19 protein-coding genes are annotated in these 26,083 nt (G+C 36.8%); 5 read left to right on the top strand and 14 right to left on the bottom strand.

The window, feature by feature from the left end; all coding sequences use genetic code 11:
- The 4 genes from MUB18_RS08925 to MUB18_RS08910 form a co-directional block, all read right to left on the bottom strand.
- Positions 1-1,824, bottom strand: coding sequence for a MutS-related protein (locus MUB18_RS08925; protein ID WP_248755687.1), 1,824 nt, complete (start codon positions 1,822-1,824; stop codon positions 1-3).
- A gap of 312 nt (positions 1,825-2,136) precedes the next feature.
- Positions 2,137-2,793 carry a protein-L-isoaspartate(D-aspartate) O-methyltransferase gene (locus MUB18_RS08920; RefSeq protein WP_045752957.1) on the bottom strand — a complete coding sequence of 219 codons (657 nt, stop codon included), beginning with the start codon at positions 2,791-2,793 and terminating at the stop codon, positions 2,137-2,139.
- Positions 2,794-2,926: 133 nt separating this feature from the next.
- Positions 2,927-5,428, bottom strand: coding sequence for a primosomal protein N' (priA, locus tag MUB18_RS08915; RefSeq protein ID WP_248755686.1), 2,502 nt, complete (start codon positions 5,426-5,428; stop codon positions 2,927-2,929).
- A gap of 79 nt (positions 5,429-5,507) precedes the next feature.
- Positions 5,508-5,897, bottom strand: a complete 390-nt coding sequence (locus MUB18_RS08910; RefSeq protein WP_248755685.1) for a DUF423 domain-containing protein — start codon at positions 5,895-5,897, stop codon at positions 5,508-5,510.
- Between the two features lie 156 nt (positions 5,898-6,053).
- Between MUB18_RS08910 and MUB18_RS08905 the strand changes: the two genes are divergently transcribed.
- The 5 genes from MUB18_RS08905 (at position 6,054) to MUB18_RS08885 (ending at position 13,048) form a co-directional block, all read left to right on the top strand.
- Positions 6,054-8,693: a PQQ-binding-like beta-propeller repeat protein gene (locus tag MUB18_RS08905; RefSeq protein ID WP_248755684.1), complete on the top strand. Its 2,640-nt coding sequence runs from the start codon at positions 6,054-6,056 to the stop codon at positions 8,691-8,693.
- A gap of 118 nt (positions 8,694-8,811) precedes the next feature.
- A complete protein-coding gene (locus tag MUB18_RS08900) occupies positions 8,812-9,822 on the top strand; it encodes a DHH family phosphoesterase (RefSeq protein WP_094773302.1) in 1,011 nt (336 codons plus the stop codon).
- Positions 9,823-9,841: 19 nt separating this feature from the next.
- A complete protein-coding gene (locus MUB18_RS08895) occupies positions 9,842-10,837 on the top strand; it encodes an FKBP-type peptidyl-prolyl cis-trans isomerase (protein ID WP_045754581.1) in 996 nt (331 codons plus the stop codon).
- A gap of 415 nt (positions 10,838-11,252) precedes the next feature.
- Complete coding sequence (locus MUB18_RS08890) at positions 11,253-12,020, top strand: TatD family hydrolase (protein ID WP_045754580.1); 768 nt, start codon at positions 11,253-11,255, stop codon at positions 12,018-12,020.
- A gap of 8 nt (positions 12,021-12,028) precedes the next feature.
- The gene (locus MUB18_RS08885; protein WP_045754579.1) at positions 12,029-13,048 is read left to right on the top strand and encodes an asparaginase; all 1,020 of its coding nucleotides are present in this window, start codon (positions 12,029-12,031) and stop codon (positions 13,046-13,048) included.
- Positions 13,049-13,240: 192 nt separating this feature from the next.
- On the opposite strand, the gene MUB18_RS08880 is transcribed toward MUB18_RS08885, so the two are convergent.
- The 10 genes from MUB18_RS08880 to MUB18_RS08835 form a co-directional block, all read right to left on the bottom strand.
- Positions 13,241-14,539: a bifunctional folylpolyglutamate synthase/dihydrofolate synthase gene (locus MUB18_RS08880; protein WP_248755683.1), complete on the bottom strand. Its 1,299-nt coding sequence runs from the start codon at positions 14,537-14,539 to the stop codon at positions 13,241-13,243.
- 12 nt (positions 14,540-14,551) lie between these two features.
- Entirely contained in the window at positions 14,552-15,379 is an 828-nt protein-coding gene (locus MUB18_RS08875; protein ID WP_045754577.1) for an energy transducer TonB, read from the bottom strand.
- A gap of 61 nt (positions 15,380-15,440) precedes the next feature.
- Positions 15,441-15,848 (bottom strand): ExbD/TolR family protein, encoded by a 408-nt coding sequence (locus MUB18_RS08870; protein ID WP_045755600.1) that lies wholly within the window; start codon positions 15,846-15,848, stop codon positions 15,441-15,443.
- 43 nt (positions 15,849-15,891) lie between these two features.
- Entirely contained in the window at positions 15,892-16,593 is a 702-nt protein-coding gene (locus MUB18_RS08865) for a MotA/TolQ/ExbB proton channel family protein (protein WP_045754576.1), read from the bottom strand.
- Between the two features lie 34 nt (positions 16,594-16,627).
- Complete coding sequence (locus MUB18_RS08860; protein WP_248755682.1) at positions 16,628-17,809, bottom strand: SPOR domain-containing protein; 1,182 nt, start codon at positions 17,807-17,809, stop codon at positions 16,628-16,630.
- A 43-nt stretch (positions 17,810-17,852) separates the two neighbouring features.
- Positions 17,853-19,589, bottom strand: a complete 1,737-nt coding sequence (locus MUB18_RS08855) for a TonB-dependent receptor (RefSeq protein ID WP_248755681.1) — start codon at positions 19,587-19,589, stop codon at positions 17,853-17,855.
- 5 nt (positions 19,590-19,594) lie between these two features.
- A complete protein-coding gene (locus MUB18_RS08850; RefSeq protein ID WP_248755680.1) occupies positions 19,595-22,630 on the bottom strand; it encodes a tetratricopeptide repeat protein in 3,036 nt (1,011 codons plus the stop codon).
- 235 nt (positions 22,631-22,865) lie between these two features.
- Complete coding sequence (locus tag MUB18_RS08845; protein WP_045754572.1) at positions 22,866-23,804, bottom strand: aspartate carbamoyltransferase catalytic subunit; 939 nt, start codon at positions 23,802-23,804, stop codon at positions 22,866-22,868.
- Positions 23,805-23,832: 28 nt separating this feature from the next.
- A complete protein-coding gene (gene pyrR / locus MUB18_RS08840; protein ID WP_045754571.1) occupies positions 23,833-24,381 on the bottom strand; it encodes a bifunctional pyr operon transcriptional regulator/uracil phosphoribosyltransferase PyrR in 549 nt (182 codons plus the stop codon).
- Between the two features lie 220 nt (positions 24,382-24,601).
- Positions 24,602-25,999: an APC family permease gene (locus tag MUB18_RS08835; RefSeq protein WP_248755679.1), complete on the bottom strand. Its 1,398-nt coding sequence runs from the start codon at positions 25,997-25,999 to the stop codon at positions 24,602-24,604.
- Positions 26,000-26,083: the final 84 nt, after the last annotated feature.

Below are 26,083 nucleotides of genomic sequence, written 5' to 3'. Positions count from 1 at the left end.
TTAATTTCTTCCTTGTTCTACGTCGACTCCAATACCTTTTAACAACATTGAAGCATTAAATATTTTACACTCTCCGATCTTGAGTTTATAATCGAACAGCATCTCGTCTTGAATCACCTGTATATCAAAATGATAATTCTTGACTATTTTTGGATATTCATCTGCTAAAGTCGACAATTGCAAATCATGTGTTGCAACCATCCCCTTACCATTCTCCATGATCAATTTTTTAATAATGGCTCTTGATCCCAAATACTTATCGACCGAATTAGTTCCTCTTAGCATCTCATCGATTAAAAAGAAACTATCAGCACGCTGCGCTACTGTTTCTAAGATAAATTTCATACGATCCAGTTCTGCTTTAAATGTCGAAGTACTCTCATTCAAATTGTCTTTTATTCGCATATAGGATATCAAATGAAAGATCGGAAGTTTAAAAGAAGTAGCGGGTACTACTGCACCGGCATAAGCTAAGACAGCATTGATACCGACAGTGCGCAAAAATGTACTCTTTCCTGCCATATTTGAACCCGTAACCAATGCGATCTGATGATCAACATTGGTATATGTATTTGCAATGGCTTTATCAGCAGAAATCAGAGGATGAGCCAAATCAACAGCTTCTACAGGTGAATCCATTTGTTCTAATAATATTGGGGCTGTCCAGTCAGGATGGTTACGGTTCCAGGTACCTAGGCTTACCAATGCTTCTACTTCAGCAAGCGTATCAAATGATTCCAATATATTAACGTGGTACTTTGCTTTCCAATCTACGATAGCCAATACCTGCTTAAAATCCCATAAGAATATCATGTTCAAGATTGTTCCGACCATCATATTATTTCGAGCATCCAAGTTACTGATCAGTTTACCCAGTTTTTTAAAGGCATGAGAAACTGAGTCTGATGACCCCTGTATGTTTAGTTGTTTCTGTAATTCTTGATTACGAGTTGCCTTCCAAGTTCGATTCTCAACTAGCTCCATACTTGCGGCATACGAATCCAGTAGATTGCCAACTTTATCGATTCGACTAGAGAAGAAAGAAACTTTTCCCCCATTGGCCATAGACCAAAAAACATGTCCCAATCCGATTACCACTGGTATGTATGCTGCAGCAGGAATAATAACCGCAAGAATAACAGCACCGATAAATAAAAATGGGGCTAGCTTCACGTATAAGCGCATAAATGAATGACCGAATGAGAAATCTGCAGACTGAAAGTATGTGGCTAGAAAAGATTTAACATCTAATTTTTGGTTCAAATTTGACAACAATTTTGCTTGAAAATCTTGGCTCCATGTGATATCAGTTGCAATTTCAGCCGCAGCTTCCTGTCTTTTTACAATTTCATCTCTTTTTGCATCAGTAAGTAACCATTGTCCTAAAACGGATAAACCCATTTTTGTGGTTGAACGATTTAACAATTCAAATAGAGAGTGGCTTCCAACAATATCCAGATCTGCACTATAGGGATGCTTATTATCTTCTAAATGTGCCCCATTATCATACATATTAACGCCTTTATTTTCGACATCAATTTCATTTAGGTTCACAGCCAGCAATGCTTTCTGATACGCAGTAATTTTCTCTAATTTACTTTGCCTACTTACCAGGAAAGCAAAAAGAAATATCAGTGCAAAAAATAAAATCAGAACGAGCAGTAGATTTTCTAATTGAAATGAATAAAATAAAGCAGCACCGCCAAAGATGATCACACCGAGACGGAAGAAACTATTTTGGTTAATTGCTCGGTCCAGTTTCTTTACTTCTTGCTCGATCTGTACCTTATTACTAAGGTATATGTCCATAATTTTATTTTTCATTGGAGAATATTTTTTTACCATAATGAGTTTAGCATGTGCATCTTAACTGCTGTTTATGAGCGGTATGCTCATGCTGGCTTCATCAAAATTTAATTATTTATGAGTGTATGATTTCAAGTAAAACCTGTTGTACTAGCACTCGTATTTTGTATTCATGATCTATTTTTTTGAAAACACACATGCTTCATTTCGTCATTAAAGGTCATGAGCTTAGTTTGCTTCTAAAATTCACTCTTGAACTCAAACTAACAGTTGATATAAGCCTTTAATCCTGTTATTTTATTGATTTAAATAACTAAAAAAGCTTGGTTTTTACCAAGCTTGATCCCCCACCAAAGGAACAAATCTAAAGGTATCGAGCTCGATTCGATCAAAATCATTTTCTCCAGCTCGAATGATGGTTACCATTTTTTGTTCTTTTTCATCACCAACTGGTATTACGAATATACCACCGATTTTTAATTGTTTGAGCATAATTTCCGGCACAAAGGGAGCCCCTGCAGTCACAATTATTTTATCATATGGTGCATGTTGCTCAATTCCTTTGGAACCATCTCCACAGAAGAAATGAGGTTTATATCCCATATACGGTAAAACCTGTATCGTTCTCTGGTATAAATTTTCTTGTCTTTCTATGGTGTAAACATTTGCCCCCAGCTCCATTAAGATACAGGTCTGATATCCAGACCCCGTTCCAATTTCCAGCACTTTATCTCCCTTTTTTACATGGAGCAATTCCGATTGATAAGCAACAGTATAGGGCTGTGAGATGGTTTGCCCGTCTCCTATAGGAAAAGCGATATCTTTATACGCCTGATTCCAAAATGTCTCATCAAAGAAAAAATGACGAGGTACTTTAGCGATAGCATTCAATACATTTTGGTCAGTAATACCTCTTGTCTTCAGTAGCTGCACCAATTGCTTACGAGCACCTTTTTCCCTATAATTATCTACAAATTTATACGCCATTATGACTCAAAAATACTATTGTTATTTAATAATTACCACTATAAGAACATTTTCACAACTAATCAATTAACTGGCAAGCTCTTTCATTTGAAATTAATAATTTTTGGCTAATTTCATTTAACAAGCCAATGATTTAATAAGGATCTACATCGATCACGATACGCGTCCCGCTATTTGATTTATCTGCAATAAAATCATTTTTCACATGCTTGATTAAGTCTTTTACTTTAACAATACTGATATTATTTCTTTCGATTTTAAGCGTTATGGTTTGGATAAAATAATTCCGTACTCTTCCTACCAATGGCGTTTCAGGACCTAAAACTCTAGCGCCTAGCTGCTGTCTTAGCGCTGATCCAAATTTCTTAGCTCCATCATAACATTTTTGGATATCCATATGCTTAATATCAATACGAATCACCCGATAAAAAGGAGGATAAGCAAAGTTTTTACGTTCTTTTATCTCAGTATCAAACATTCCTTGATAATCATGTGCAACTACCTGCTCCAAAACACGATGTTTTGGCGTATAGGTCTGAATGATGACCTGTCCACCGGCTTCTCTTCTACCAGCGCGACCTGCGACTTGCAAAAAGAGTGAGAAAGCTCGTTCATAAGCACGAAAGTCAGGGAAATTAATCATCGTATCGGCATTGATAATACCAATTAAGCTCACACGACCAAAATCCAATCCTTTGGCGACCATTTGCGTACCGATCAGAATATCAAATTCATGTTCATCAAAGGCACCTATGATCTTATCAAAACCATTTTTCCCCTTTGTCGAGTCCAAATCCAGACGGCCAATGCGCGCATTGGGCATGAGCAATTCTAACTCTTCCTCTACCCGCTCCGTTCCAAAACCTTTACTTTCTATATGAGGCATACCACATGCTGGACATATTTTGATTGGTGGTTCCACGTGACCACAATAATGGCAATGCATCATATTTGAACTCTTATGATAGGTCATACTAACATCACAGTTTACACATTTAGCGACAAAACCACAGGTATTGCATTGGATAATAGTGGTATGACCACGTCGGTTTTGAAACAATATAACCTGTTCTTTTCTTTCTAGAGCCCCTTCTATCGCTTTCAGTAAATTACCGGAGAAATATGAAAACATATTTTCTTTTCTTCCTTCTTGTGGTATATCGACAATATGGATATCAGGAAGTTGGGCACTACCATACCTTTCTAATAGCTGTACAAAACCATATTTATTTGATTTTGCATTATAAAAGCTTTCGATGGAAGGCGTTGCTGAACCCAATAAAACTTTCGTTTGGTGAATATAACCTAGGTAGATAGCGGTATCGCGCGCATGATACCTTGGAGCTGGATCATATTGTTTGTATGAACTTTCGTGTTCCTCATCGACTAAGATAATTCCCAAATCTTGAAACGGTAAAAAGACCGAGGAACGTGCGCCTACAATAATCTGAAACTCATTTTTCATTACTTTATGCCACACCTCTGCACGTTCATTATCATTAAATTTGGAATGATAGACTCCCAGTTTATCTCCAAAATGCAATTTTAAGCGCGCGGTTATTTGAGCTGTTAAAGCAATTTCAGGTAAGAGATATAGTGCAGACTTTCCAGCAGCTAGTGCTTGCTCAATTAATCGAATATATAGCTGGGTTTTTCCAGATGCAGTCACCCCATGCAATAAAGTAACGTCTTTAGTTTCAAAGCACTCTTGAATTTGGTTATAAGCACGTTGTTGATCCGCATTAAATTCAAAATTAGCATCCAACTCAATATCCTCTCCCTGAAAGCGACTGACCACCTTTTCTTTAACTTGAAACACCCCCTTATCTATAAGTGCAGTAATCGCGCCTGAACCACAGCCTGAAGCTTCCATAATCATCTGACGGGTGACATCTGTACCCATTTTTGCTAATTGCATAAATGCCAAAACCGCATCTTGCTGTTTGGGAGCTCGGTTTAGTCCATCCAATAGATTTCGTTTCCCATCTTCATCTCGAAATTCTGGGGCAAAAGAGAAGAAAACTTTAGTCTTGGGTTTATATCGTTCTGTAATCTCTTCCGAAATCAAAACAATACCTTTATCAAACATGACTTTCAGGATCGGGAATACCGATTTTTGACTCAATAGTTTGACAATATCGTTTACTTTTAGTTCTCCTGCGACTTCAAGCGCTTCAATGATCAGGTATTCTTTGTCTGTCAATGTCGATCGATCAAAATTATCGGGTATAGCCGATACAATTTTAGTTTCACTTGCGAGCTTCAATGCAGAGGGCAATGCAGCTTGCATGACCTCTCCCAAAGAACACATATAATAATCAGCTATCCAATCCCACAAGAACAATTGTGCGGCATCAACAATCGGTTTTTCATCGATAATATCTAAAATATACTTTGCTTCATAATGCTTAGGCGCTTCCTTGCTGATTTGTTTTACAATAGCAGAATAAATCTTATTCTTTCCAAATTGCACCATGACACGAACACCGACCTGAATCTTATCGTTCCATTCCACCGGAATACGATAGGTATAGGTATTGGCCAGTGCTAAAGGCAAAATAACATCGACAAAAACAGTCGTCCGGTCTGTGAAAAATAAATTTTGAGGCTCTGGCATATTCATTTCAAGTATCATGTAAAATTACTAAAAATAAGCCCTCGAAAAACGTTAATTTCTTCGAGGGCTTATTTTTTACAGTATTACTACCGTATAACTATGATTTATTTTTTAGAGCGGCGACAAACAAGGCTGACCATCCGACAATAAAGGCTACTCCACCTAAAGGTGTGATAGGGCCTAAAATAGCTGGATTGCCGAAACCTGTGATCTCCCGTACACTGAGCAGATATAACGATCCTGAAAAGAAAAGCAATCCAATTATAAAAGCAATAAATGATACACGAATGGATGCTGTTTTTGCTCTTGAAAAAGTTGATAAGAACAACAAGGCCAACGTATGGTAAAAATGATACTGATTAGCGGTTTTCCAAGTTTCGATATGTTGTTCACTTATCTTTCCTTCTAAACCATGTGCTCCAAAAGCGCCTAAAATAACAGCTAGTGCACCAAAAAATGCAGCCACTAGGATGATTCTCTTATTCATTAATTTAAAATTATGTCTATATTTTATTAATGTTGGCTAAATGTATCAAATCTTCCTCAGAAAAGGAGAATATTTATTAAATTTATTGTTACAAAAGGAGTTCTTAGGTAAGATAACTCAGGTTCCAGATATTTTTTAGTAGGTTTGTTATTAGATATGAGAAATACAATTATTGTTACTGTCTTACTATTTATAGCCGTAGTTGCGGCTTCCATCTATTACTTCTCCGACAGCAGCAGCAGGCAAGAAAATGCGACAAAAGCACTTCAATATTTACCGGAAGACACTTATTTTATTACTGCCTTCAGAAACAACGAAACAACAGATACTATATTTCAACATTTTGAATTATTTGAAGCTATTCAAGGAAAACAAGATTTTGACAACCTCAAAACATTAAAACAAGATTTTCTTAGCTCAGAAGCCCTAAAAGCAAAGGTGCAAGATGTCGAAATTATTCTTTCTTACCACCCCAGTACATCTGGAATAGCAACCTTATATACAGTAGCCTTAAATGAAAAATTAAACAACAAGTCATTAGAAGCTATCTTTCAAGGAATTGATAAGAAATATAAACAAAATCATACAGACACTTTAGGCCATCGCATCTATAGTTTTGATAAAGGAATTAAAGACTCTATTTTATATTGTACACTGTATGAGAATATACTTTTCGCGAGTTACCAACGCCCCATTATTTATCAAGTAATGGATAAAAAAGTTAAAAAATTAGATTCTAAACAAATTGAGTTTTTTATTGAACAGAATAGTAAAAATACTCCTTTAAGTCTATATTTCAATAATCATCAACTTGCAGCATTTGCGAAAAAAATCATGCGCCCTAAGTTTGGTGTATATCTGAATCAAATCGATTCTCTACAAGGATCTACTGCATGGAATTTGAATTTCAAGGATGATGCTCTAATTTTTAAGGGAGAAACAAAGCTAGATTTGAACCATCATCAATACCTTCATCTTTTCGCTAATCAATCGCCACAGGTACAAACTCTGGCTAACTTTTTACCAAAAAACACCGCTTCTTATATCAACTATAGCCTCTCCAATATTACTAGCTTTCATAGTGGTCTGAATGATTTATTTGCCTATCGAAAAGAGGCTGACAAAATAAAAAGCCACCAGAAATTAATTGAAAATGAAGGAAAGGTGATTTTTCAATCCGATATATTATCGCTGTGGAACGATGAGTTTGCTATTGCAGAACTGGACAATGAGGCCATGCTTGGTTTAGTCAGTCTAGCGGATAGTACTAAATTTGTAGAAACGGCTAAAAAAATAAGTAGCAATCAAGGTGATGATATTTACCAGTTTGACTACTCCAATATTTTATATTCAAGTTTTGGAGATCCATTCAAAACTTTCCAGCGTCCTTACTTTACCAGAATAGGTAAAGTGCTTGTGATTGCAAATCAAACTGGAATTTTACGCAAGTATCGTCAAGCCTATTTCGATAACCAAATGATGTCTGGAACTGCCATCTTCAAAAATCATAGTGCGATTCAGAGTAACCGGGCAAATGTGACATTTTATATTGAACCTGAGACGGCTAAAAATACCATCATAAACAACTTGAAATCAGAGTATGCCAAAGATTTTAGGGATAAAGAGCAATTTGGCTATCAAAACTTTTATTCAACATCTTTTCAATTAAGTGGCAATGAGGGTGAATTTGTTTCAGGTTTCTATGCGCTTTACAAATCTAAAAATCGTCTTGGAGGTACCGCAGAATGGACGTTTCAGTTGAACTCTAAATTGATCAATAATCCATGGGTCTTTAATCAAACAGAAAATAGCAAATTCATATTAGTACAAGAACAAGATCATACTGTATATGCTCTTAGTCCTTCGGGAAAAGAATTATGGAAGACTTTATTTCAGGGAGAAATCTTAGGACAACCGATACAATTGCAAGATCGGAGCATATTATTGAACACCAGAAGTCGCCTCTACCGATTTTCACCTGATGGCAAATTACTTCCTGGTTTTTCTATAGGTTTAGAAAATAATGCCTCCGCAGGATTGATATTATCAACTTTCAATAATGAGAAAAGGATTTATATCCCATGCTCCAATCAAATTGCTGCGTATGACCTTACTGGTAAAAAAATCGAAAATTGGAAAAACCCTACCGTTGATAGTAAAATTTTATATGATCTAAAAGCAACTACCATTGCCAATCAACATTATATTATCGCTGCAACGAGTCAAGGATCGGTATATTTCTTTAATGAAATAGGAAGCCTAGTCAATAAACAAGAACTCAATACCAATGGTCAGACCTTAAAGAATCCAATTGGATTAATTACGACTTCTGACAAGAAAAATTCTTTCGTTATCGTTCCGGCAACTCAAGGAGAAATAATTAAAGTACCATTTGACGGTGAGCCTATCAAATCAAAAATAGGTGACTGGGGATCAAATTTCACCTTCAATTTTGAAGATGTGAGCGGTAGTGCAGATAAAGATTATGTCGTGCTTAGTGACAACAATCTAACGGTTTACAATCAGAAAGACAATAGTAAATATTTTGAATATAAATTTGTAGATGAAGTGAGCAATAGACCCAACTTCTTCAAGGTGACGAACAACAATGATCTTGTCGCTGTCGGCACGAATAATCGCATGATCTATATCTTTAGTGAAGATGGATTGGTCAGAAATGGTTTTCCTGTCGAGGGCCTATCCAAATTCTATTTTGGGCCTATTGATTTTGGGAATAATGCCTCGTATTTAATTAGCTCTAAACGAGATCACAAACTTTACGCTTACAAGTTTTAACAAATTGTAATTCAAAAATTTAAAAACAAAAATTAAACGATCAAAATCGTCTCAAATGTTTATAAAAAAATGCTAGAAATATTTTTTTTTATAGTAGGTTTGCAGACTTAATACGAATATGCTGACATCAGAACAACTAAAGACACTTTTATCCGAACCTAAAAGAATTGTAATCACGACGCACTATAAGCCAGATGGCGATGCGCTTGGTTCTTCATTAGGTCTATTTTATTGGCTGAAAGCCCATAAACATGATGTAAGCCTTATCGTTCCTTCCGACTTTCCGGCCTTTTTAGACTGGCTTCCAGGTCTGGAACATGTGCGCATCTATACCAGAGAGGTGCAAGAAAATCAACAATTAATTGCTGATGCAGAAATCATCTTTTGCTTAGATTTCAATGGCCTTGGCCGTATCCACGACATGGCAGTTCCTGTAGAAAAAGCAACCGGTCTTAAATGCATGATCGATCATCATTTGGAACCACAAGGTTTTCATGATTATGCTTACTGGGACCCCAAAGCTGCTGCAACAGCACAATTGATTTTTAGATTTATCACAGAGGAAATGCAGGATGAAGAAAACATATCTGCAGATATGGCGACTTGCTTATATACTGGTATTATGACCGATACCGGTTCATTCCGTTTCCGTTCTACAACTTCAGAGATCCACCGCATTATCGCAAGCTTAATTGACTGTGGGGCTCAAAACTGGGCTATCCATGAATCAATTTACAACAGCTCTTCTGAAGGAAGATTAAAATTCTTAGGATATTGCCTACTTAATCGTTTAGAGGTATTCCCAGAGTACAATACCGCTATGATTTATGTCACGCAAGCAGATCTAAAAAGCTTTGAGGTGATCACAGGAGATACTGAAGGACTTGTCAATTATGCCTTATCGATAAAGGGAATTCGTTTAGCTGCATTAATTATTGACAGAACTGAACAAATTAAATTATCTTTGCGCTCAATTGGTGATGTTCCTTGTAATGAAATCTGTAAAATCTATTTCAATGGCGGTGGACATCTCAATGCATCAGGAGGAAATTCGCACGATGATCTACAAACGGTTATCGATACATTTAAATCTGCATTACCAAATTATAAAGAAATATTAACAAAATAAAGATAGCAATTAAACTGAAATGAAGAAATCAATTCTATTATTGGCGTCAGCAGGATTCTTATTCACTGCTTGCCAAAATTTCAAAAAGGCTGAGGGCGGCCTAGAGTACAAAATCGCTAAAGATGCTGGTGCTGATAAAGCTGTATCTGGTGATTTATTATCAGTAGACATGGTTGTTAAGACTGATAGAGATTCATTATTAAATAGTACTTACGATGCTGGGATTCCACAGATCGTACAATTATATCCAGATAGTATCATCAAACAAAATCCAGGAGATCCAACAGGTTTATTCAAATTTGTAGGTGAAGGTGATAGTTTGGTATTCAAAATCGATTTAGATTCTGTAGCTGCTAAAACACAACAACCAAAACCAGCATTTGCTGACAAATATATCATCTATACGTTGAAAGTTCAAAAACACTTCAAAAAAGGTAAATTGACTGATCAACAATTGGGTGAGCAAGTAACGAAATACTTTGAAGAGCAAACTGCAAAGTTAAAAGGCGCTGAAGCTGGAAAAGTTGAAGCTTACTTAAAAAATAATAAATTGGAACCAAAGAAAACAGCTTCTGGTTTACAATATGTGATTACTAAACAAGGAACAGGTAAAAATGCTGTTGTTGGCGATACGGTAGTTGTTAATTACATTGGTAAATTGACTAACGAAAAAGTATTTGATACGAATCAAGCAGATTTAGCTAAAAAACATAAAGTTTTCAATCCACAAAGACCTTATGAAGCATTACGTTTACATTTAGGTGTGGATGGTGTGATCACAGGTTGGACTGAGGCATTCCAATTATTGAACAAAGGTTCAAAAGCAACTTTGGTTATTCCTTCAGCATTAGCTTATGGTGAGCGCAATGCAGGACAAATTCCTCCATATGCACCTTTAGTTTTTGATGTAGAGGTTGTTGATATTATCCCTGGAAAAGCACCTGCTGCTGCTCCAACTCCAATTCCAGCTACTACAACTGCACCGGCTACTACAACTACGCCAGTTAAAAAATAAGTAAATAATCTTTTACGTTAAAAGCGCTTATCGGATAACCGATAAGCGCTTTTTTTTATGGAATCATTGTTTTAGGCACTTAGCAGATGATCACAAATGTCTGTGATCGAATAATCAGTAGGGATACTATATTGTTCAATAGATTAAACTAATAAAACCTTATTAATTTAAACATTGAGCAGACAAAATATTAGTTCTAAATAAACCATACTTAAAAAAGATAGCTTATTCGATTTTTACCAAAAAAATCAAAAAAAAACCACAATTAATATATATTCGCAACAAAACATCCCTATTACTTATTAATTTTCAATGCATTGAACATATTTACATCATGATGATAATGGCTAACTTTTATCAGATTAGGTCATATCAACCTAATCTTTTATTTTTACCGTCGCTATAACTATAATCCATGTTATTAACAGATACCCATACCCATATATACTACCACGTCGATAGCAATACATTAGCAGAACAGATGCAACGTTGTTTTGATAACGATATACAGCGCTTATTTCTTCCTAATGTGAATAGCGCATCTATTTCAGCCGTGATGAAGACTGTAGATGCTTATCCTGCAAATTGTTTTCCAATGCTCGGTCTACATCCATGCGATGTAAAAGAAAACTATCAGGAGGAATTAGCGCAGATCTATACCGCATTACAACAGCATCAAGTCTACGCCATTGGGGAAATTGGTCTTGATCTCTACTGGGACAAATCGACCTTAGAAATTCAAAAGGATGCCTTCCGCCAACAGGTGCAATGGGCTAAAGACCTCCATTTACCTATAGATATTCATTGCCGTGAAGCTTTTGACGAACTATTTGAATTGTTGGAGGAGTTGAAAGATGAGAAGCTTTTCGGTGTCTTACATTGTTTCACAGGTAACTTTGAACAAGCACAACAGGCGATTGATCTCGGATTTGCATTGGGAATCGGCGGAGTGGTTACCTTCAAAAAAGCTGGCCTGGATGAAGTGGTTAAACAAATTGATCTGAAACATATCGTTTTAGAAACAGATGCCCCTTATTTGGCACCTGTTCCCTTTAGAGGAAAGCAAAACGAAAGCAGCTACTTATACTATATCGCGCAGAAAATCGCAGACCTAAAAGAGGTATCAATAGCAGATGTGGCAGCAATAACAACTGAAAACTCACAAAGAATATTTGGAATCTAAATCATATTATGCGTAACATATTTATCATATACACAGGTGGCACCATCGGAATGGTCAAAGATGAAACCGGAACCTTTGTTCCATTCGACTTTGAATTGATCAAACGTAATCTTCCGGATTTGAGTCGTTTAGACTATAAATTGACGGTACATTCATTTGATCCAATTATTGACTCATCAAACATGAAGCCTGAAATATGGATTGAGATGGCGCAGATTATCAAAGATAATTATGATGAATATGATGGTTTTGTGATTTTACATGGATCAGATACGATGTCCTTTTCGGCATCTGTGCTTAGTTTTATGTTAGAAGGATTGCAAAAGCCCGTTATTTTATCGGGATCCCAATTGCCTATCGGTGAAATTCGTACTGATGCACGTGAGAATATGATGACAGCATTGGAAATCGCTTCTACTAAACATTTTGGCATATCCATGATTCAGGAAGTCTGCATTTTATTTGATAATAAATTATTTAGAGGAAACCGATCATTTAAATATAATTCAGCTAAATTTGAGGCATTCCGATCGCCCAACTACCCTGTTCTTGTAGAAGCGGGCATACACTTACAATATAATCAAGATGCACTCTTAAATAACAGTGGCAAAGAGTTTATTTTGCACACTAAACTAGATGATCGGGTAGCGGTATTAAAACTTTTTCCAGGAATAAGCGCTAGTACAATTAAAGCTGTGCTCAATTCCGATGTTCGCTCCATTGTGATGGAAACTTTCGGTTCAGGTAATACTACGACAGATCAATGGTTCTTGGATCTATTAAAAGAAGCGATAGATAATGGTAAGAACATTCTGAATATATCGCAATGTAAAGTCGGTTCGGTCGAATTGGGAAGATATGAGACCAGCACAGGATTAAAAGCTATTGGTGTGCTCAATGGATACGACATGACATTTGAAGCGGCTGTAACCAAGCTCATGTATCTTCAAGGAGAGCTTGAAGACCAAAAAGAAGTTGCTTATTGGGTCGAAAAAAATATTAGAGGTGAATTGACGGTCAATGACTAGTCATTGCCTGTAAAATTGATCCTAGCTTCTACCCCAGCATGTCATTCGAAGAATGTCAAAAATGGATGATGAGGAAGTAAGAGATCATGATACACAAAAGGCTATCGAATCGAATGATGGATAGCCTTTTGTATTTTTTAATATTTGAATATAGGAAACATTAAATCCTTTTGTATAGAAACTTTTAGATTACTATTTGAGCTGTAAGAGTACTTCTGACACTACAAAATTACTTCCGCCAACAAAGATTAAATCTCCTTTTTGATAGTGCTCCTTAGCAGCTTCAAAAGCCTTTACTACCGGACCATAAGCATTACCTTTTAATCCCAATTGATGTGCTTCCGCTGCCAGTTCCACGGAGGGCATTGCTCTTGGCATATCGGGGTTACTAAAATAATAAATTGCATCTTTTGGTAAGAGTGGCAACATATGCCCCAAATCCTTATCCTTCATTGCTCCTATCACAAAATGCAATTGTCTAAAGCTTGTCTTATCCAAATTCTTTAATACTTCCCTGATTCCATCTTCATTATGCCCAGTGTCACAGATAACAAATGGATCTTTTGACAATGTTTGCCAACGTCCTTGAAGTCCCGTAAAGGATTGTACTTTTCGCAAACCATTTTTAACGGATGCAAGCGGCAGATCATACCCTAGCTTACGCATCTGATCAACGATCTGCAAAACACCTAAGATATTTTTAGATTGATAACTTCCTTTTAAATCCAGTTCGTACTGTTCTGTCTGACCTTGTAGGTTGACCACATCAATCTGCAAATAGTCTTCGTTGACTGCTATTATGCTCGATTGCAGTTTTTCAGAAGCAAACTCAAGCGATGCCTGTTCCTGTTCAGCTTTTTTTACAAATACCGGAGCTGTCTCTTCATTGTATTCTGAAACGACAACTGGAGTATCATGTTTGATTATACCTGCTTTTTCAAATGCAATTTCTGCGAGGGTATTTCCAAGCATGTTCATATGGTCAAAGCCGATATTGGTAATCAGGGAGATTAAAGGCTGGATCACATTAGTGGAATCTAATCGTCCACCCAAACCCACTTCGATAATTGCGATATCGACTTGCATTTTTGCAAAATAATCAAATGCCATAGCCACGGTCACTTCAAAAAATGACGGCTGAATCTGTTCGATTAATGCTTGCTGGTTATGGACAAAATCGATCACAAATTGTTCGTCGACCATTTGCCCGTTAATACGGATACGTTCCCTAAAATCCAATAAATGTGGGGAAGTATACAGGGCTGTTTTATACCCTGCTTCTGCAAAAATTGAGGCTAACATATGGGATGATGATCCCTTTCCGTTAGTTCCTGCGATATGGATAGACTTGAATTGATGCTGCGGATTGCCCAAAGCATCAAGCAGTGCTAAAGTATTATCTAAATCCTTTTTATATGCAGAAGCTCCATCACGGGTAAACATAGGTAATCGAGCATATAAATACTCGATTACCTCATTATAATTTTGCATTGACAATAAATTTTATCTTAACTTAAAATTGAATACAATTCTACCTGTTTGGGAGTCAGGTGCATTTGCCAATTGATTCAATCGAGCTCCACGAACAGCTCTTTCACATTTTTCCAACAAACCTGGATCCGTAATGGTTGTACCCTTTACACCCGCACGGGCATAGATGATCACTCCAGATTGGTTAACACGGAACTCTACTGCTACCTTTCCTGCCTGCTGTCCATTGTCATCAATCTGAGGTCGCTGTGTAAAGCTTCGGTTTTCAATCGAAAGCATCATATTACCGTTACCAGAACCACCTTCACCATAATTACTCGCTAAAGGATCTCCCAATTTACTTCCTTGGTTACCAGGTACGGAACCTGTCCCGTCACCAGAACCTGTACCATTATTCTTTTTACCTTTATAAAGGGCGTTTGAGTTAACAGTAGGTTTACTATCCTTGACTTCTTTAGTGGTTTCAGGAGCTACTGTTTTGACTGGTTTTGAAGATTTGGTCACTGCAGGTGCATCTTCTACATCTTGTGTTACGACAGCTTTATCTGCGACTTGCTGTGAAGGTGTTGGTGTAGGAATCTCTTCCGGAACGACGCGATCAGGTTTTACATGATTAGCATTGGGATCTACCGAGGGCTCTTCCACACTCATGTAATCGTCACCCATGCCTTCTTCTGCTGTACCATAATTGACAATCATGCCACCCATACCGTATTCATCAGGTGTCTTGGTGCCAAAAATGACAAAGAAACCTATCAATACCAAAATCCCCATAATAGCAGTAGAAATCCCTAGCGCTTTTGGGAAGTTATTTTCCTCATGTTGAAGATGGTAAGCCATGTATTATATCTCCTATCTCTTTAAAAATTAGACTTCAACCTGTTCAAAGGTTTAATGCTCTTTAATCTTTCTTTGGTTCTGTTGCCAAAACAACTTTTATCTTTAATTTGTTGGCAATATCCATTACTGAAATCACATTCTGAATAGGCACACTATTGTCTACATACATCATAATAGTCAATTCCTCTCCCGTTTTCATTTGTGACTGGATTGCAGCTTCTAATGCTTCATAGGGCACAACTGCCTTTTCAACATGATAAGCTAGATCCGATGTAATAGAAACCGTCAATGTTTTTTTCGATACCGACTGCTCTCCTGCGCTAGATTTTGGAAGTAATAACTTCACTACTTGCGGATTGGAGACAGCAGATGCCAACAAAAAGAACAACATCAGAAAGAACATGATGTCATTCAATGCAGAAGTATGTACTTCTGCTGCTGGTTTATTTTTTCTACTTCTTAGATTCATTTTAATAAATTTTAATTGATGAATTAGTGATACGATCCTGCGATTATACGCCAGGTTCATCTAATAAATCAATAAATTCTACTGCATCCGTTTCCATGCGTAAGATCAAACGTTCAACCATCATATTTAAGATATGGTAACCAATGTAAGCTAGGATACCAACCGTCAAACCTGAAGCCGAAGCAACCATTTTCACATAAAGACCACCAGATACCGAACCGATATCAATACCACCAGCCATCTCTACCTCATGGAAAATCGTAATAACTCCAAAAATAGTTCCTACGAAACCAAGCATCGGTGCAATACCAGCGATGATTCCCAGAATATTAATGTTCTTTTCCAATTTAGCCACTTCAAGCTTACCTACGTTTTCAATAGCGCCTTCAATATCTTTGATGGGACGACCTACGCGTAGTAATCCTTTTTGTAACATACGTCCTAATGCAGAATGACTAGAACGGCAAACAGCTAAAGCTGCATCCAATTTTCCTGATAAAACACTTGCTTTTACTTGTGACATCAATGAAACATCATATTTTGCCGCTTTACGAATAGTCAGGAAACGTTCAAAAAAGATAATTAAACCAATAAACAACAATAATAAAATGGGAACCATAATCCATCCCCCCTTCATCATCATTTGAATTAAACTCAAATTCTCTTCTCTGACTACAGGTACCGCCTGTTGTGCTGCGTGATTAATGGTGTCCAAAAGATTGCTGTCGCTCTGAATCAATGACATAATAATGTATATTTTTAAAATTGTTTATATTAGACTATTTCGATATTTTTTCAACCCATGCTCCTGAGAAAGTTTTCGCAACCGTTGCCTGATCACGATCTGCTTCTTCTTTTGTTATATAGGTGTCCCAAATCACGCGTTTTTTATTCCTCTTAAATTTGCTATCCACTGCTCGCACAGTTGTATATCCCTTTTTTCGTAACCTTAAGACCTCTTCTTCTGCCAATGCCATCGTTTTCGGAGTGGCAATGACCAGTTGATAATTGGGCTGTGCTACCGGCACAGACTCTTTGACAACAAGCGTTTCTTTTGTCGCTGCAGGAAGTATTACCGTATCCTGGTTTAACGTGTCAATTAGAGCTGTTGAATCTTGTTTCAATTGCGTACTGTCTATTTTTGCTACTGTATCCACGGGGGCAACAACAACAACAGGAGCAACTGCCGGCTTCTTTCCAAACAGTTGATCTTTTAAAGTTGGATTGAGCATGAAAGCTACGATGACAGATACGACAATAATGATTGCGGCAGAAATATAATACCACATCGTACTGGACTGTGTCGTTCTTTCTTCATACAACACTACGGGCTCTTGCTCCACGATTTGTTCGTGAGTAAAGACAACAGGTTCTATTTCCACCGGTTCGACAACTGGATCCGATTGAATTGACTCTACTTCTTCAGTAACAATCTCTTCTTCTACTTCTACGGTATCTACCTCTTTCTCCTCTTCAAGCTCATCATCGACACTTTCCTGCTCTTCAACAGGAATCAGAGGAATAATTTCCTCCAATTCACGGTCTGGAATGACAGTTTCTATTTCTGGAACAACAACATGTTTGATCGGTTCAAAATTAAATCCTGATAAATCCAATGGTTTAAAAACTAAACTAGAACCGTAGCTCACGATATGACCTAAGTCTTCCAGTTTTGCTTGTCCATTTTGGATCAGTTGATCTTTTAAATCTGCCACAGCATCTTGCAATACTTGCGTGGCTGCATCCAAGTTTAGATTTTGCTGTTGCTGAATATAATGAATAAAGTTAAACCCATTTTCTGCTGTAGAATCAAATTCTACATAAGAGATAGGTGGTAAAAACAGGTCACGCTGTCTATCTAACTGTGCCGCAGAATGCTTTCTTTTGAACACCCCCAAGCCCTTAACGTAAACTTCTGAGTAACGCTTTAATAGATTATTGATGTTTTTACCTAAATTCATTCTTGTTCCTTATTTGCTAACGCAAAGTTATAATCTTCTTGTATTAAAAAGAAAAGTTTATACCACCAATTATATTAAAACCTAGACGTGGGTAGTATTGATAACGCTCGTATTCGGTTCCAAAGATATTATTTGCTTTTACAAATACGCCTAATTGTTTCTTAATCCGATATTCGGCACCGGCATTAAAATCTGCAAAAGAAGGTATCGTCACTTTCGATGGATTTTCGGATCGTACTGTAGCACTTGTATACGTATAGGCTAAAGCTGATGTTTGTCCTTGCGTTGATAACTCGGCATCTACAAAGAATTTATCCGAAATATTAAATCTTGCATTGGCTAAGAAACGGAATTTTGGCAATGACCATGCTTCTTCCGTATCTTTTACTTTGTAATCATCAATATTGATCTTACCCCCTAAGTTCACCAATTGTGAAACACGAACGTTCATCTCTCCCTCTATCCCAAAATGAGTTGCTTTACTGGAATAGCCATCGTAAATAACATCAAATTTATAGGGAACAAATCCTTCTCCCAATTCCTCTCTACTATTGATAAATAAAGGAAGTCCTTCGATCTGTTTGTAAAATGCTTTTACTTTATAACCAAAATTTGCGCCTGCATTACCTTTTAGACCTGCATAGATATTTAATTTTTCTAAGGTGTTACGCACTTCAATATTGCTATTCAAGTAAGGGTTTTCTTTTGCAAAACCACGTAATGATCCTTGTTTCACTCCACCGTTTGCTCCTGCAAATAAGTACACATATTCTGGTACTACAGCAAAATCAGCTTCTACTGTTGGGAATACATTAAACCGGCTACTATCACCAAACTCCGACACGAGATTAGCTCCTAGAGTTACATTATAATTATCGCCTTTGAATTTAATATACGGATTAATGGATGCCACATGGTTTTTTGTCGATACCTCAACGTCCTCAACAGAATTAAAGCTTGCGCTTAAATTTGCTCCAACATTAAAGGTGTTGATCTTTTTATTCAGATAACCCGACAGTGCAAATGAATTCTCTTTTGCATTGTACTTATCTTTAAATAGGTAAGCATCCGCTTTTGCCGAGTAACTTACTGCTCCTTCTTTATCCACATCAGTATTACTGGTCAGCTCACCATTAAAATAGATATCATTAAAAGCTTGTGCTTCTGGAGTTGTATTGATTAGATTAGAACTCTGATCAAAGACCTGTCCATAGAAGTTTGTTGCATAACGGTTGTAACCTAAAGTACCATTTAAAGTAAAAGGCTCATAAACACGTCGTCCGAAAATACCGATATCTTGTGTTGCGAACTTTTGTCCTTCAATACTTCCTTTTTGGTTCAAATGTTTGGCAAATAATCCAAAACGTGTATTTTCAAACTGATCAACGGCTAAATATGCTTCACCTAGAATCGTGTTATAGTTACCTACGCCAAATTTAACATAGTTACTGGTTTGATCCGCTAGTTGCGAGAAAGGCAGTTCTTTGACGTTCAATTCGCGCAATCCAGTATTGATATCTAGTTTTTTATCTGTGATATTATTATAGGTCAATCTTGGCTGATATTCTCTTTTATTAGTCATATCAGGACTACGACGGATTTTTACCGCATCTGCAAGAATAGGTTTATAATCACGTACGACATCAAAAGAATCGATTGTCACTGGTGTAGCAGGATCAACTTTTTTTGGTGTTTCTTGTGCAAAGGAGTGCATTCCAGCACCCAATAACAAGGTTGCTAATGTATATTTCTTCACTGTTGTATTGTGCAACTTCTTCATTATTCCTATTTCTTTTTGTTCAATTTTTCTAGACGAGCTTTTGCTGTAGGCAAAATATCATCCTTACCATCATAATTTTCAATCACACTCTCTAAAGTAGATTTTGCTTGGAAATTATCTCCTTTTCCGACATAAGCATCAGCCATTAAGATAAAGCTTTTTGCTACCCAGTAATCATAAGAAGAGAATGAATCTGAAACATCAAAAGCTGATTTAATAGCTGCTTCATATTCCTTGTTTTCATACTGCATCAAAGCAACATTATAGCGTGCCTCTGCACCAATAACTGTACGGCTTTTTAAGGCTGCTAAATTAAATTCTTTCAGAGCTTCTGCACGCTTGCTTTGTTTTAAATATGCTTTACCTGCATATAAAGAAGCGTTAGCAATTTCTTCCTCCGATGATTTCTCGTAATTCCTTACTGCATTGGAGTAATTCAACGTTTCTTTATAATCACCAATCTCAAAATAGCTCACCATTAAATTGTTGATCGCATAGCTGTAGTTCGATTTGTATTCAGAAGTCAACTCTAATTTTTTGAGCAATTGTGTTGCTTCATTATATTTCTTCTGCTTCAAATACAAGCGTGACACACTGACCAAAGTACGTTCGGTGTAAGCACTTGTCCAATCATTCAAGATAATGTTATAATCGTGTAGAGCCTCATCGATATGACCTAGTGCGGCATTACTTTCTGCACGAATAAAACGAGCATATTTTTCTTGAATTGGTTTAGGGAATTTGTCAAAATAAGCATTGACAGCTTCGATTGCACCTTGATAATTTGATCTTGAGAACAAGGTGGTAGCAGTAGAGAAGGTGCGGCTATCTTGCTCAGATGTGGTTAAATTTCCAATATTGGTACCAGTAGCATATTTGATATAGCCAGTAGCATCACTATTGTCCAAATAAATATTTTCAATAGAACGCATCGCTTGTTTGGCCTCATCTGTAGTCGCATATTGATCAACTACACGTTGGAAGGTCTTTAAAGCAGCTTCGTTATTATCTTGATTATATTGTACTAAACCAATTGTAACCAAAGCACGAGGCACATAACTACTACGTGGATATTTCTCCACCATCGTTTGTAATCCTGAAATAGCTTGATCCGACTGCCCCATCAAGAAATAGGTATAAGGAATCTCGAAGGAAACATCATCGGCATAGTTTGACGATGGGTATTTGGCGATTACAGATTTAAGCGTTGCAATTTTGCCTTCATTATTACCTTGTAGCCCTTGGATAATACCGCGTTGGAATAAAGCATAATCTTGACTTGCTGCTTTTGCATTGATCAATCGATCATACTGCTCCATGGCTTTACCATAATTTTTTGCTGAGAAATACGAATCTCCTAAACGCGCGATAGCATCGTTACGGGTATTTAATTCAATTCCTTTGGAACCACCTGTCGCTAAAAAGCGTTCAAAATAATTCGCAGCGGTATTGTAATTACCATTTCTAAATGCGGCATATGCTAATGCATAGTTGGCGTAGTTGTACACATCCGTTTTGCTAGCTGCTGGTAAACGTAAAAATTTATTGAAGTTCGTTACTGCTTCACCATATTTACGCACCTCATACATCGCTTCTGCTTTCCAGTAAGTAGCTAATGCATAAATCTCTTCATCATAACGATTCGCTTCCGAACGCATGAATAAGGAGATCGCATTTTCAAATGCACGCTCATTATAGTATTCCAAACCTCTATAGTACGTTACTTTTTGGTAAGCTACATTTGCTTCTTTTCCTCGTTTCTGAATAGTTTCTAAGATATCAACAGCTTCGCGGTAATTTTTAGTACTCAGCAACACTTCAGCTAACAATGTTTTAGCCTCTTCCTGACGTTTTGAATTTGGATATGTTTTTAAATATTCCTGCGTAGAAGCTAACGCTACTTGGTGGAATTCCAGTTCATAAGAAAGTTTAGCATAATTAAATAAACCTTCTTCTTGCAGATCTTTATCAAAATCTAATTTAGATGCTTTGAAGAATGCATTACGAGCGGCTTGTTTATTACCTTTTTTCAAGAATGAATCTCCTAATGTAATCATCGCACTTTGATAATAAGCATCAGGTTCGGTCATTTTCTCCAATTCTGTAATCGCCTTATCATAATCTTTTAACTTATAGGCGATATAACCGATTTGGTAACTATCTTGATTGTTTTGTGTCTTTCCCTGATCTTGTGCTTGAAACTTATCGTAGTAGTTTTTAGATGATTTCAGATCTCCTTTAATAAAGTATGTCGCTGCGATAATACGGAACAATTCCGTTTCATTTTCTTGTTTGGTGCGTTGCATAATGGGCAAAGCATAATCCAAAACATCATCATAGCGCTTATCTAAGAAATACAAGGCTGTAATATAGTACGGATAACTGGTTTCAAAAGTTTTTGATCCATTCAGACGTTCAAACTCATTCAAAGCAGTCTTATACTCCGCATCTAGATAACATAAGTAAGCATAATAATAAATAGATGCTTCTTGATATTCCGATTTCTGATCTTTTAAAGCTTCAAAAAGTGGTTTTGCAGCCGTATAATTCTTAGTTGTAAAATAAGAATATCCCAATTTAAAACGATACTCTGCACTTTCATTTCCTGCTAAATTTTTACTATCGATCTTGGTAAACCATTCAATTGCTTTTACATAATCTTTCTTTGCATAATACGATTTTCCAATCTGAAAATATGCAGCTTTAGCATTCGCACTTGAAGGATAGTCTTTGATATATTTCAGAAATTGTGCTTCAGCATCTGTTTCTCCAAGCTCAAGAGCACATACCGCTTGATAATAGCGAACATTTTCTTTTAGGAGTGTCAGCTCCTCTGTTTCATCTAATTGTAATGATGATTTGGTACGTAAAGCTTCTACACGATTAAATTGTTCGGAAGCAGAAGTAAACTTACCTCTTTCAAACAATTCCATTCCGGACTTGTATGCTTTGTTGATTTGTTGCCACTCTGTCTGCTGTGCTAAAGCTGGTGTCGCCATCAAACTTAGCGCAAACCCTACCTGGTAAATCTTTTTATACATAATATGTAAAATATTTTATATGTTTTATTTTATATTACAAGCACTTAACTCAATAAAGCCAAGTAAAACTCATAGTAATCTTCAAAGTACTAAATTAAGCCTAAAATAGGGAGTTTTCCTCAAAAGTTATTCACAATTGTTAACATTATTAGAAGTATAACGTATTTAATACAAAAAAAATATGCCTGATTTAAAAATAAAACCAGGCATATTGATCTATTTAAACAATTTGTTGTTAACCTCGCTGTCCTGCTAACAGATAAAGGACTGCCATACGCACGGCTACACCATTTTCCACTTGATCTAATATAATCGAATGTGAACTATCTGCAACATCAGATGTGATCTCTACTCCTCTATTGATCGGTCCTGGATGCATAATTGTTATTTCTTTATCCAGTGAATCTAATAGGGTTTTATTTAAGCCATAAAGCATGGTATATTCGCGTAAAGATGGGAAATAGGCGATATCTTGTCTTTCCAATTGAATACGTAACATATTCGCTACATCACACCAGTTCAATGCTTTCATCAAATCGTGTTCTACTTTAACACCTAATGAAGTGATATATTTAGGAATTAGCGTAGTTGGTCCACAGACCATAACTTCTGCACCTTGTTTTTGTAAACATAAGATATTAGATAGCGCTACACGTGAATGGGTGATATCACCGATGATTGCTACTTTACGTCCAGCTACATCACCAAAACGTTCACGAATCGAGAACGAATCTAATAACGCTTGTGTAGGATGCTCATGTGCACCGTCACCGGCATTGACAATTTGTGCGTTTACATGCTTACTCAAAAACACGCCTGCTCCAGCATATGGGTGACGCATCACGATCATATCCACTTTCATCGCTAAGATATTATTGACCGTATCGATCAACGTCTCACCTTTACTTACAGAAGAAGATGAGGCTGCAAAATTGACAATATCTGCTGAAAGTCTCTTTTCTGCTAGCTCAAATGATAAACGTGTGCGCGTGGAGTTTTCAAAAAAGACATTTGCGATTGTAATATCACGCAGAGAGGGAACTTTCTTGATCGGTCTATTTAAAACTTCTTTAAAGTTGCTCGCAGTATTTAAAATCAATTGGATATCGGATTCGTTCAAATCTTTTATTCCTAACAAATGACGTGTACTTAAGTGTTCAGCTGTTGATGACATTTTATAATGTATTCAGATTTTCGTTATTCTATTTTTTCTCTGTTACCAAGATAATACTATCCTGATTATCCGACTCCTGCCAGTTCACAATCACTTTTTGCGAATCAATAGAATCCACTTGAATTCCAATATAATCGGGTTGGATCGGGATCTGTCTTGAAAAACGACGGTCAACGAGCACAAGTAGTTCGATACGTTCGGCTCGACCAAATGCTTGAATGGCATCCATCGCAGAACGAATGGTTCGACCAGTCCAAAGGACGTCATCCATCAAAATGACCTTTTTACCTTCTACAATAAAATTGATGTTTGTGCTGTTAGCTAAAATGGGACCATCATTACCTTTTCTACGAAAATCGTCACGGTAAAATGTAATATCCAAATCTCCACTTAAAATTGATGTACCCAACATTTTCTCCAATTCTTTGACAATGCATCTGGCTAAGAAAGTTCCACGAGGTTGTATACCAATTATAACTGTATTTGAAAAATCTCCATGATTCTCAATCAATTGACGACAAAGTCTTTGAATGGTAATCTGAAATTTTGGTCCATCTAATAAAATCGACTGTTTCATTAAGGGAATGTTTAAGCAAACGTACCACTTTTTTCGAAAAAATCCGAATAAAAGATGAATTTATTGTCGGATGAACGACATAAAAGCACCATTAAAAACTAGAAATGCCCCTACCCTTCCTATAAAATCATTGTATACATTTCTAATTTCTAAGCGCCATCCAGAACAGGATTTATCGTATACCGGGCAAAATAAGCGAGCAGGCTCTCATAAGCTTGTTTTATGAATCTATCGTAGCTGTTCTTTTCTTGTTTATCAACCAGTAAACAGGTAGTCCCAGAATAATAAGAATAAAACCAGGCCATGTGTATTGTGGTTTATATAAAATCAATAAGATACAAAATGCCGCTCCAATAAGTAAGTAAATTAAAGGAACGATCGGGTATCCTACCGTTTTATAAGGACGTTCTAAATTTGGTTGTTTAAATCGAAGCCAAATCACAGCAAATACCGTGATCATATAAAATAAGACAATCACAAAAGATATCATGTCAAGCAAGTCTCCATACTGACCGCTCAAACATAGTAGTGAAGCCCATATTCCCTGCAACCATAGTGATTTTTCAGGTACTTCGTATTTATTATTAGGTATAGCTTGCTTCAAGAATAAACCATCTTTTGCCATCCGTTGAAATACCCTTGCGCCGGAGAGCACAATACCGTTGACACAGCCAAATGTGGATATCATGACTAGAATAGCCATAATAATCGTTCCTGTTTCGCCCAATATTTTATTGGCTGTCGCGACCGCCACACGGTCATTGACAGCAAATGCAATCTCTTCCCTACTTAATGCAGATAAGTACACATAGTTACAGAGTAAATAAAGCACCATCACTAAGGATGTACCGATCACCATCGCCCGAACAACGTTGCGTTTGGGATTTTCAATTTCCCCTGCAATAAAAGTGACGTTCTCCCAAGCAACACTACTGAAAACTGAACCTACCATTGCAGCAGCAATACCTCCTAACAAAATCCCACCACTGATATCTGTCCAGCCGAGACCTTTCAAATTTTGATAGGAATTTAAGCCATAACTCAAGTTTTCAGAAAAATGATTTTCTTTGATCATAAATATACCGCCTATTATGAGTAGAATTAAGGCAATGATCTTTGATGATGTAAAAAAGGATTGTATTATTTTTCCGCTTCGTACTCCCCTAGTGTTGATAAAGGTGAGTATTAAGATAACGAACATCGCAAGTATTTGAATCCAGGTAATCTTAAAGGAGCCATTTTGGTATAAGGGGGGAGCGTTATTGAGTTCAGGAATGAGGTAGGCTGTAAATTTTCCAAATGCCACTGCTACTGCAGCAATAGTTCCGGTTTGAATCACGGTAAATAGGCTCCAGCCGTATAAAAAGCCTGTCATTTTTCCAAAGACTTCAGTCAAGTAGGTATATTGGCCTCCCGCTTTGGGAAATAAAGCGGACAACTCGCCGTAACATAGGGCTGCAGAAACAGTCATCACGGCTGTAATGCCCCATACGATTATGACCCACCATCCCGAACCTAACTGTCGCATCATATCTGATGAAACAATAAAAATTCCACTTCCAATCATTGATCCCATTACAATCATAATAGCATCCCAAAGTTTGAGTTGTCGATTCATATATTATAGGCTGGTTACCTTTGACAAACTTACAAATATTCTTGAAAAACAAGAGGTTAACACGAATAAAAAAAATGCCCTTAT

The sequence above is a fragment of the Sphingobacterium sp. PCS056 genome, assembly GCF_023273895.1.
Taxonomy (GTDB): Bacteria; Bacteroidota; Bacteroidia; order Sphingobacteriales; family Sphingobacteriaceae; genus Sphingobacterium.
Note: the sequence above shows the minus strand (reverse complement) of the source record. Positions and strands in the feature narration are given on the sequence as shown.

What these genes read in the sequence shown, in the direction of transcription:
- MUB18_RS08900 (WP_094773302.1), top strand. Translation starts at nt 8,812, where the DNA reads ATGCTGACATCAGAACAACTAAAGACACTTTTATCCGAACCTAAAAGA.
- priA (WP_248755686.1), bottom strand. Translation starts at nt 5,428, where the DNA reads ATGATACTTGAAATGAATATGCCAGAGCCTCAAAATTTATTTTTCACA.
- MUB18_RS08870 (WP_045755600.1), bottom strand. Translation starts at nt 15,848, where the DNA reads ATGAATCTAAGAAGTAGAAAAAATAAACCAGCAGCAGAAGTACATACT.
- MUB18_RS08855 (WP_248755681.1), bottom strand. Translation starts at nt 19,589, where the DNA reads ATGAAGAAGTTGCACAATACAACAGTGAAGAAATATACATTAGCAACC.
- MUB18_RS08860 (WP_248755682.1), bottom strand. Translation starts at nt 17,809, where the DNA reads ATGAATTTAGGTAAAAACATCAATAATCTATTAAAGCGTTACTCAGAA.
- MUB18_RS08885 (WP_045754579.1), top strand. Translation starts at nt 12,029, where the DNA reads ATGCGTAACATATTTATCATATACACAGGTGGCACCATCGGAATGGTC.
- MUB18_RS08850 (WP_248755680.1), bottom strand. Translation starts at nt 22,630, where the DNA reads ATGTATAAAAAGATTTACCAGGTAGGGTTTGCGCTAAGTTTGATGGCG.
- MUB18_RS08835 (WP_248755679.1), bottom strand. Translation starts at nt 25,999, where the DNA reads ATGAATCGACAACTCAAACTTTGGGATGCTATTATGATTGTAATGGGA.
- MUB18_RS08905 (WP_248755684.1), top strand. Translation starts at nt 6,054, where the DNA reads ATGAGAAATACAATTATTGTTACTGTCTTACTATTTATAGCCGTAGTT.
- MUB18_RS08865 (WP_045754576.1), bottom strand. Translation starts at nt 16,593, where the DNA reads ATGTCATTGATTCAGAGCGACAGCAATCTTTTGGACACCATTAATCAC.
- MUB18_RS08845 (WP_045754572.1), bottom strand. Translation starts at nt 23,804, where the DNA reads ATGTCATCAACAGCTGAACACTTAAGTACACGTCATTTGTTAGGAATA.
- MUB18_RS08925 (WP_248755687.1), bottom strand. Translation starts at nt 1,824, where the DNA reads ATGAAAAATAAAATTATGGACATATACCTTAGTAATAAGGTACAGATC.
- MUB18_RS08920 (WP_045752957.1), bottom strand. Translation starts at nt 2,793, where the DNA reads ATGGCGTATAAATTTGTAGATAATTATAGGGAAAAAGGTGCTCGTAAG.
- pyrR (WP_045754571.1), bottom strand. Translation starts at nt 24,381, where the DNA reads ATGAAACAGTCGATTTTATTAGATGGACCAAAATTTCAGATTACCATT.
- MUB18_RS08875 (WP_045754577.1), bottom strand. Translation starts at nt 15,379, where the DNA reads ATGGCTTACCATCTTCAACATGAGGAAAATAACTTCCCAAAAGCGCTA.
- MUB18_RS08890 (WP_045754580.1), top strand. Translation starts at nt 11,253, where the DNA reads ATGTTATTAACAGATACCCATACCCATATATACTACCACGTCGATAGC.
- MUB18_RS08880 (WP_248755683.1), bottom strand. Translation starts at nt 14,539, where the DNA reads ATGCAAAATTATAATGAGGTAATCGAGTATTTATATGCTCGATTACCT.
- MUB18_RS08910 (WP_248755685.1), bottom strand. Translation starts at nt 5,897, where the DNA reads ATGAATAAGAGAATCATCCTAGTGGCTGCATTTTTTGGTGCACTAGCT.
- MUB18_RS08895 (WP_045754581.1), top strand. Translation starts at nt 9,842, where the DNA reads ATGAAGAAATCAATTCTATTATTGGCGTCAGCAGGATTCTTATTCACT.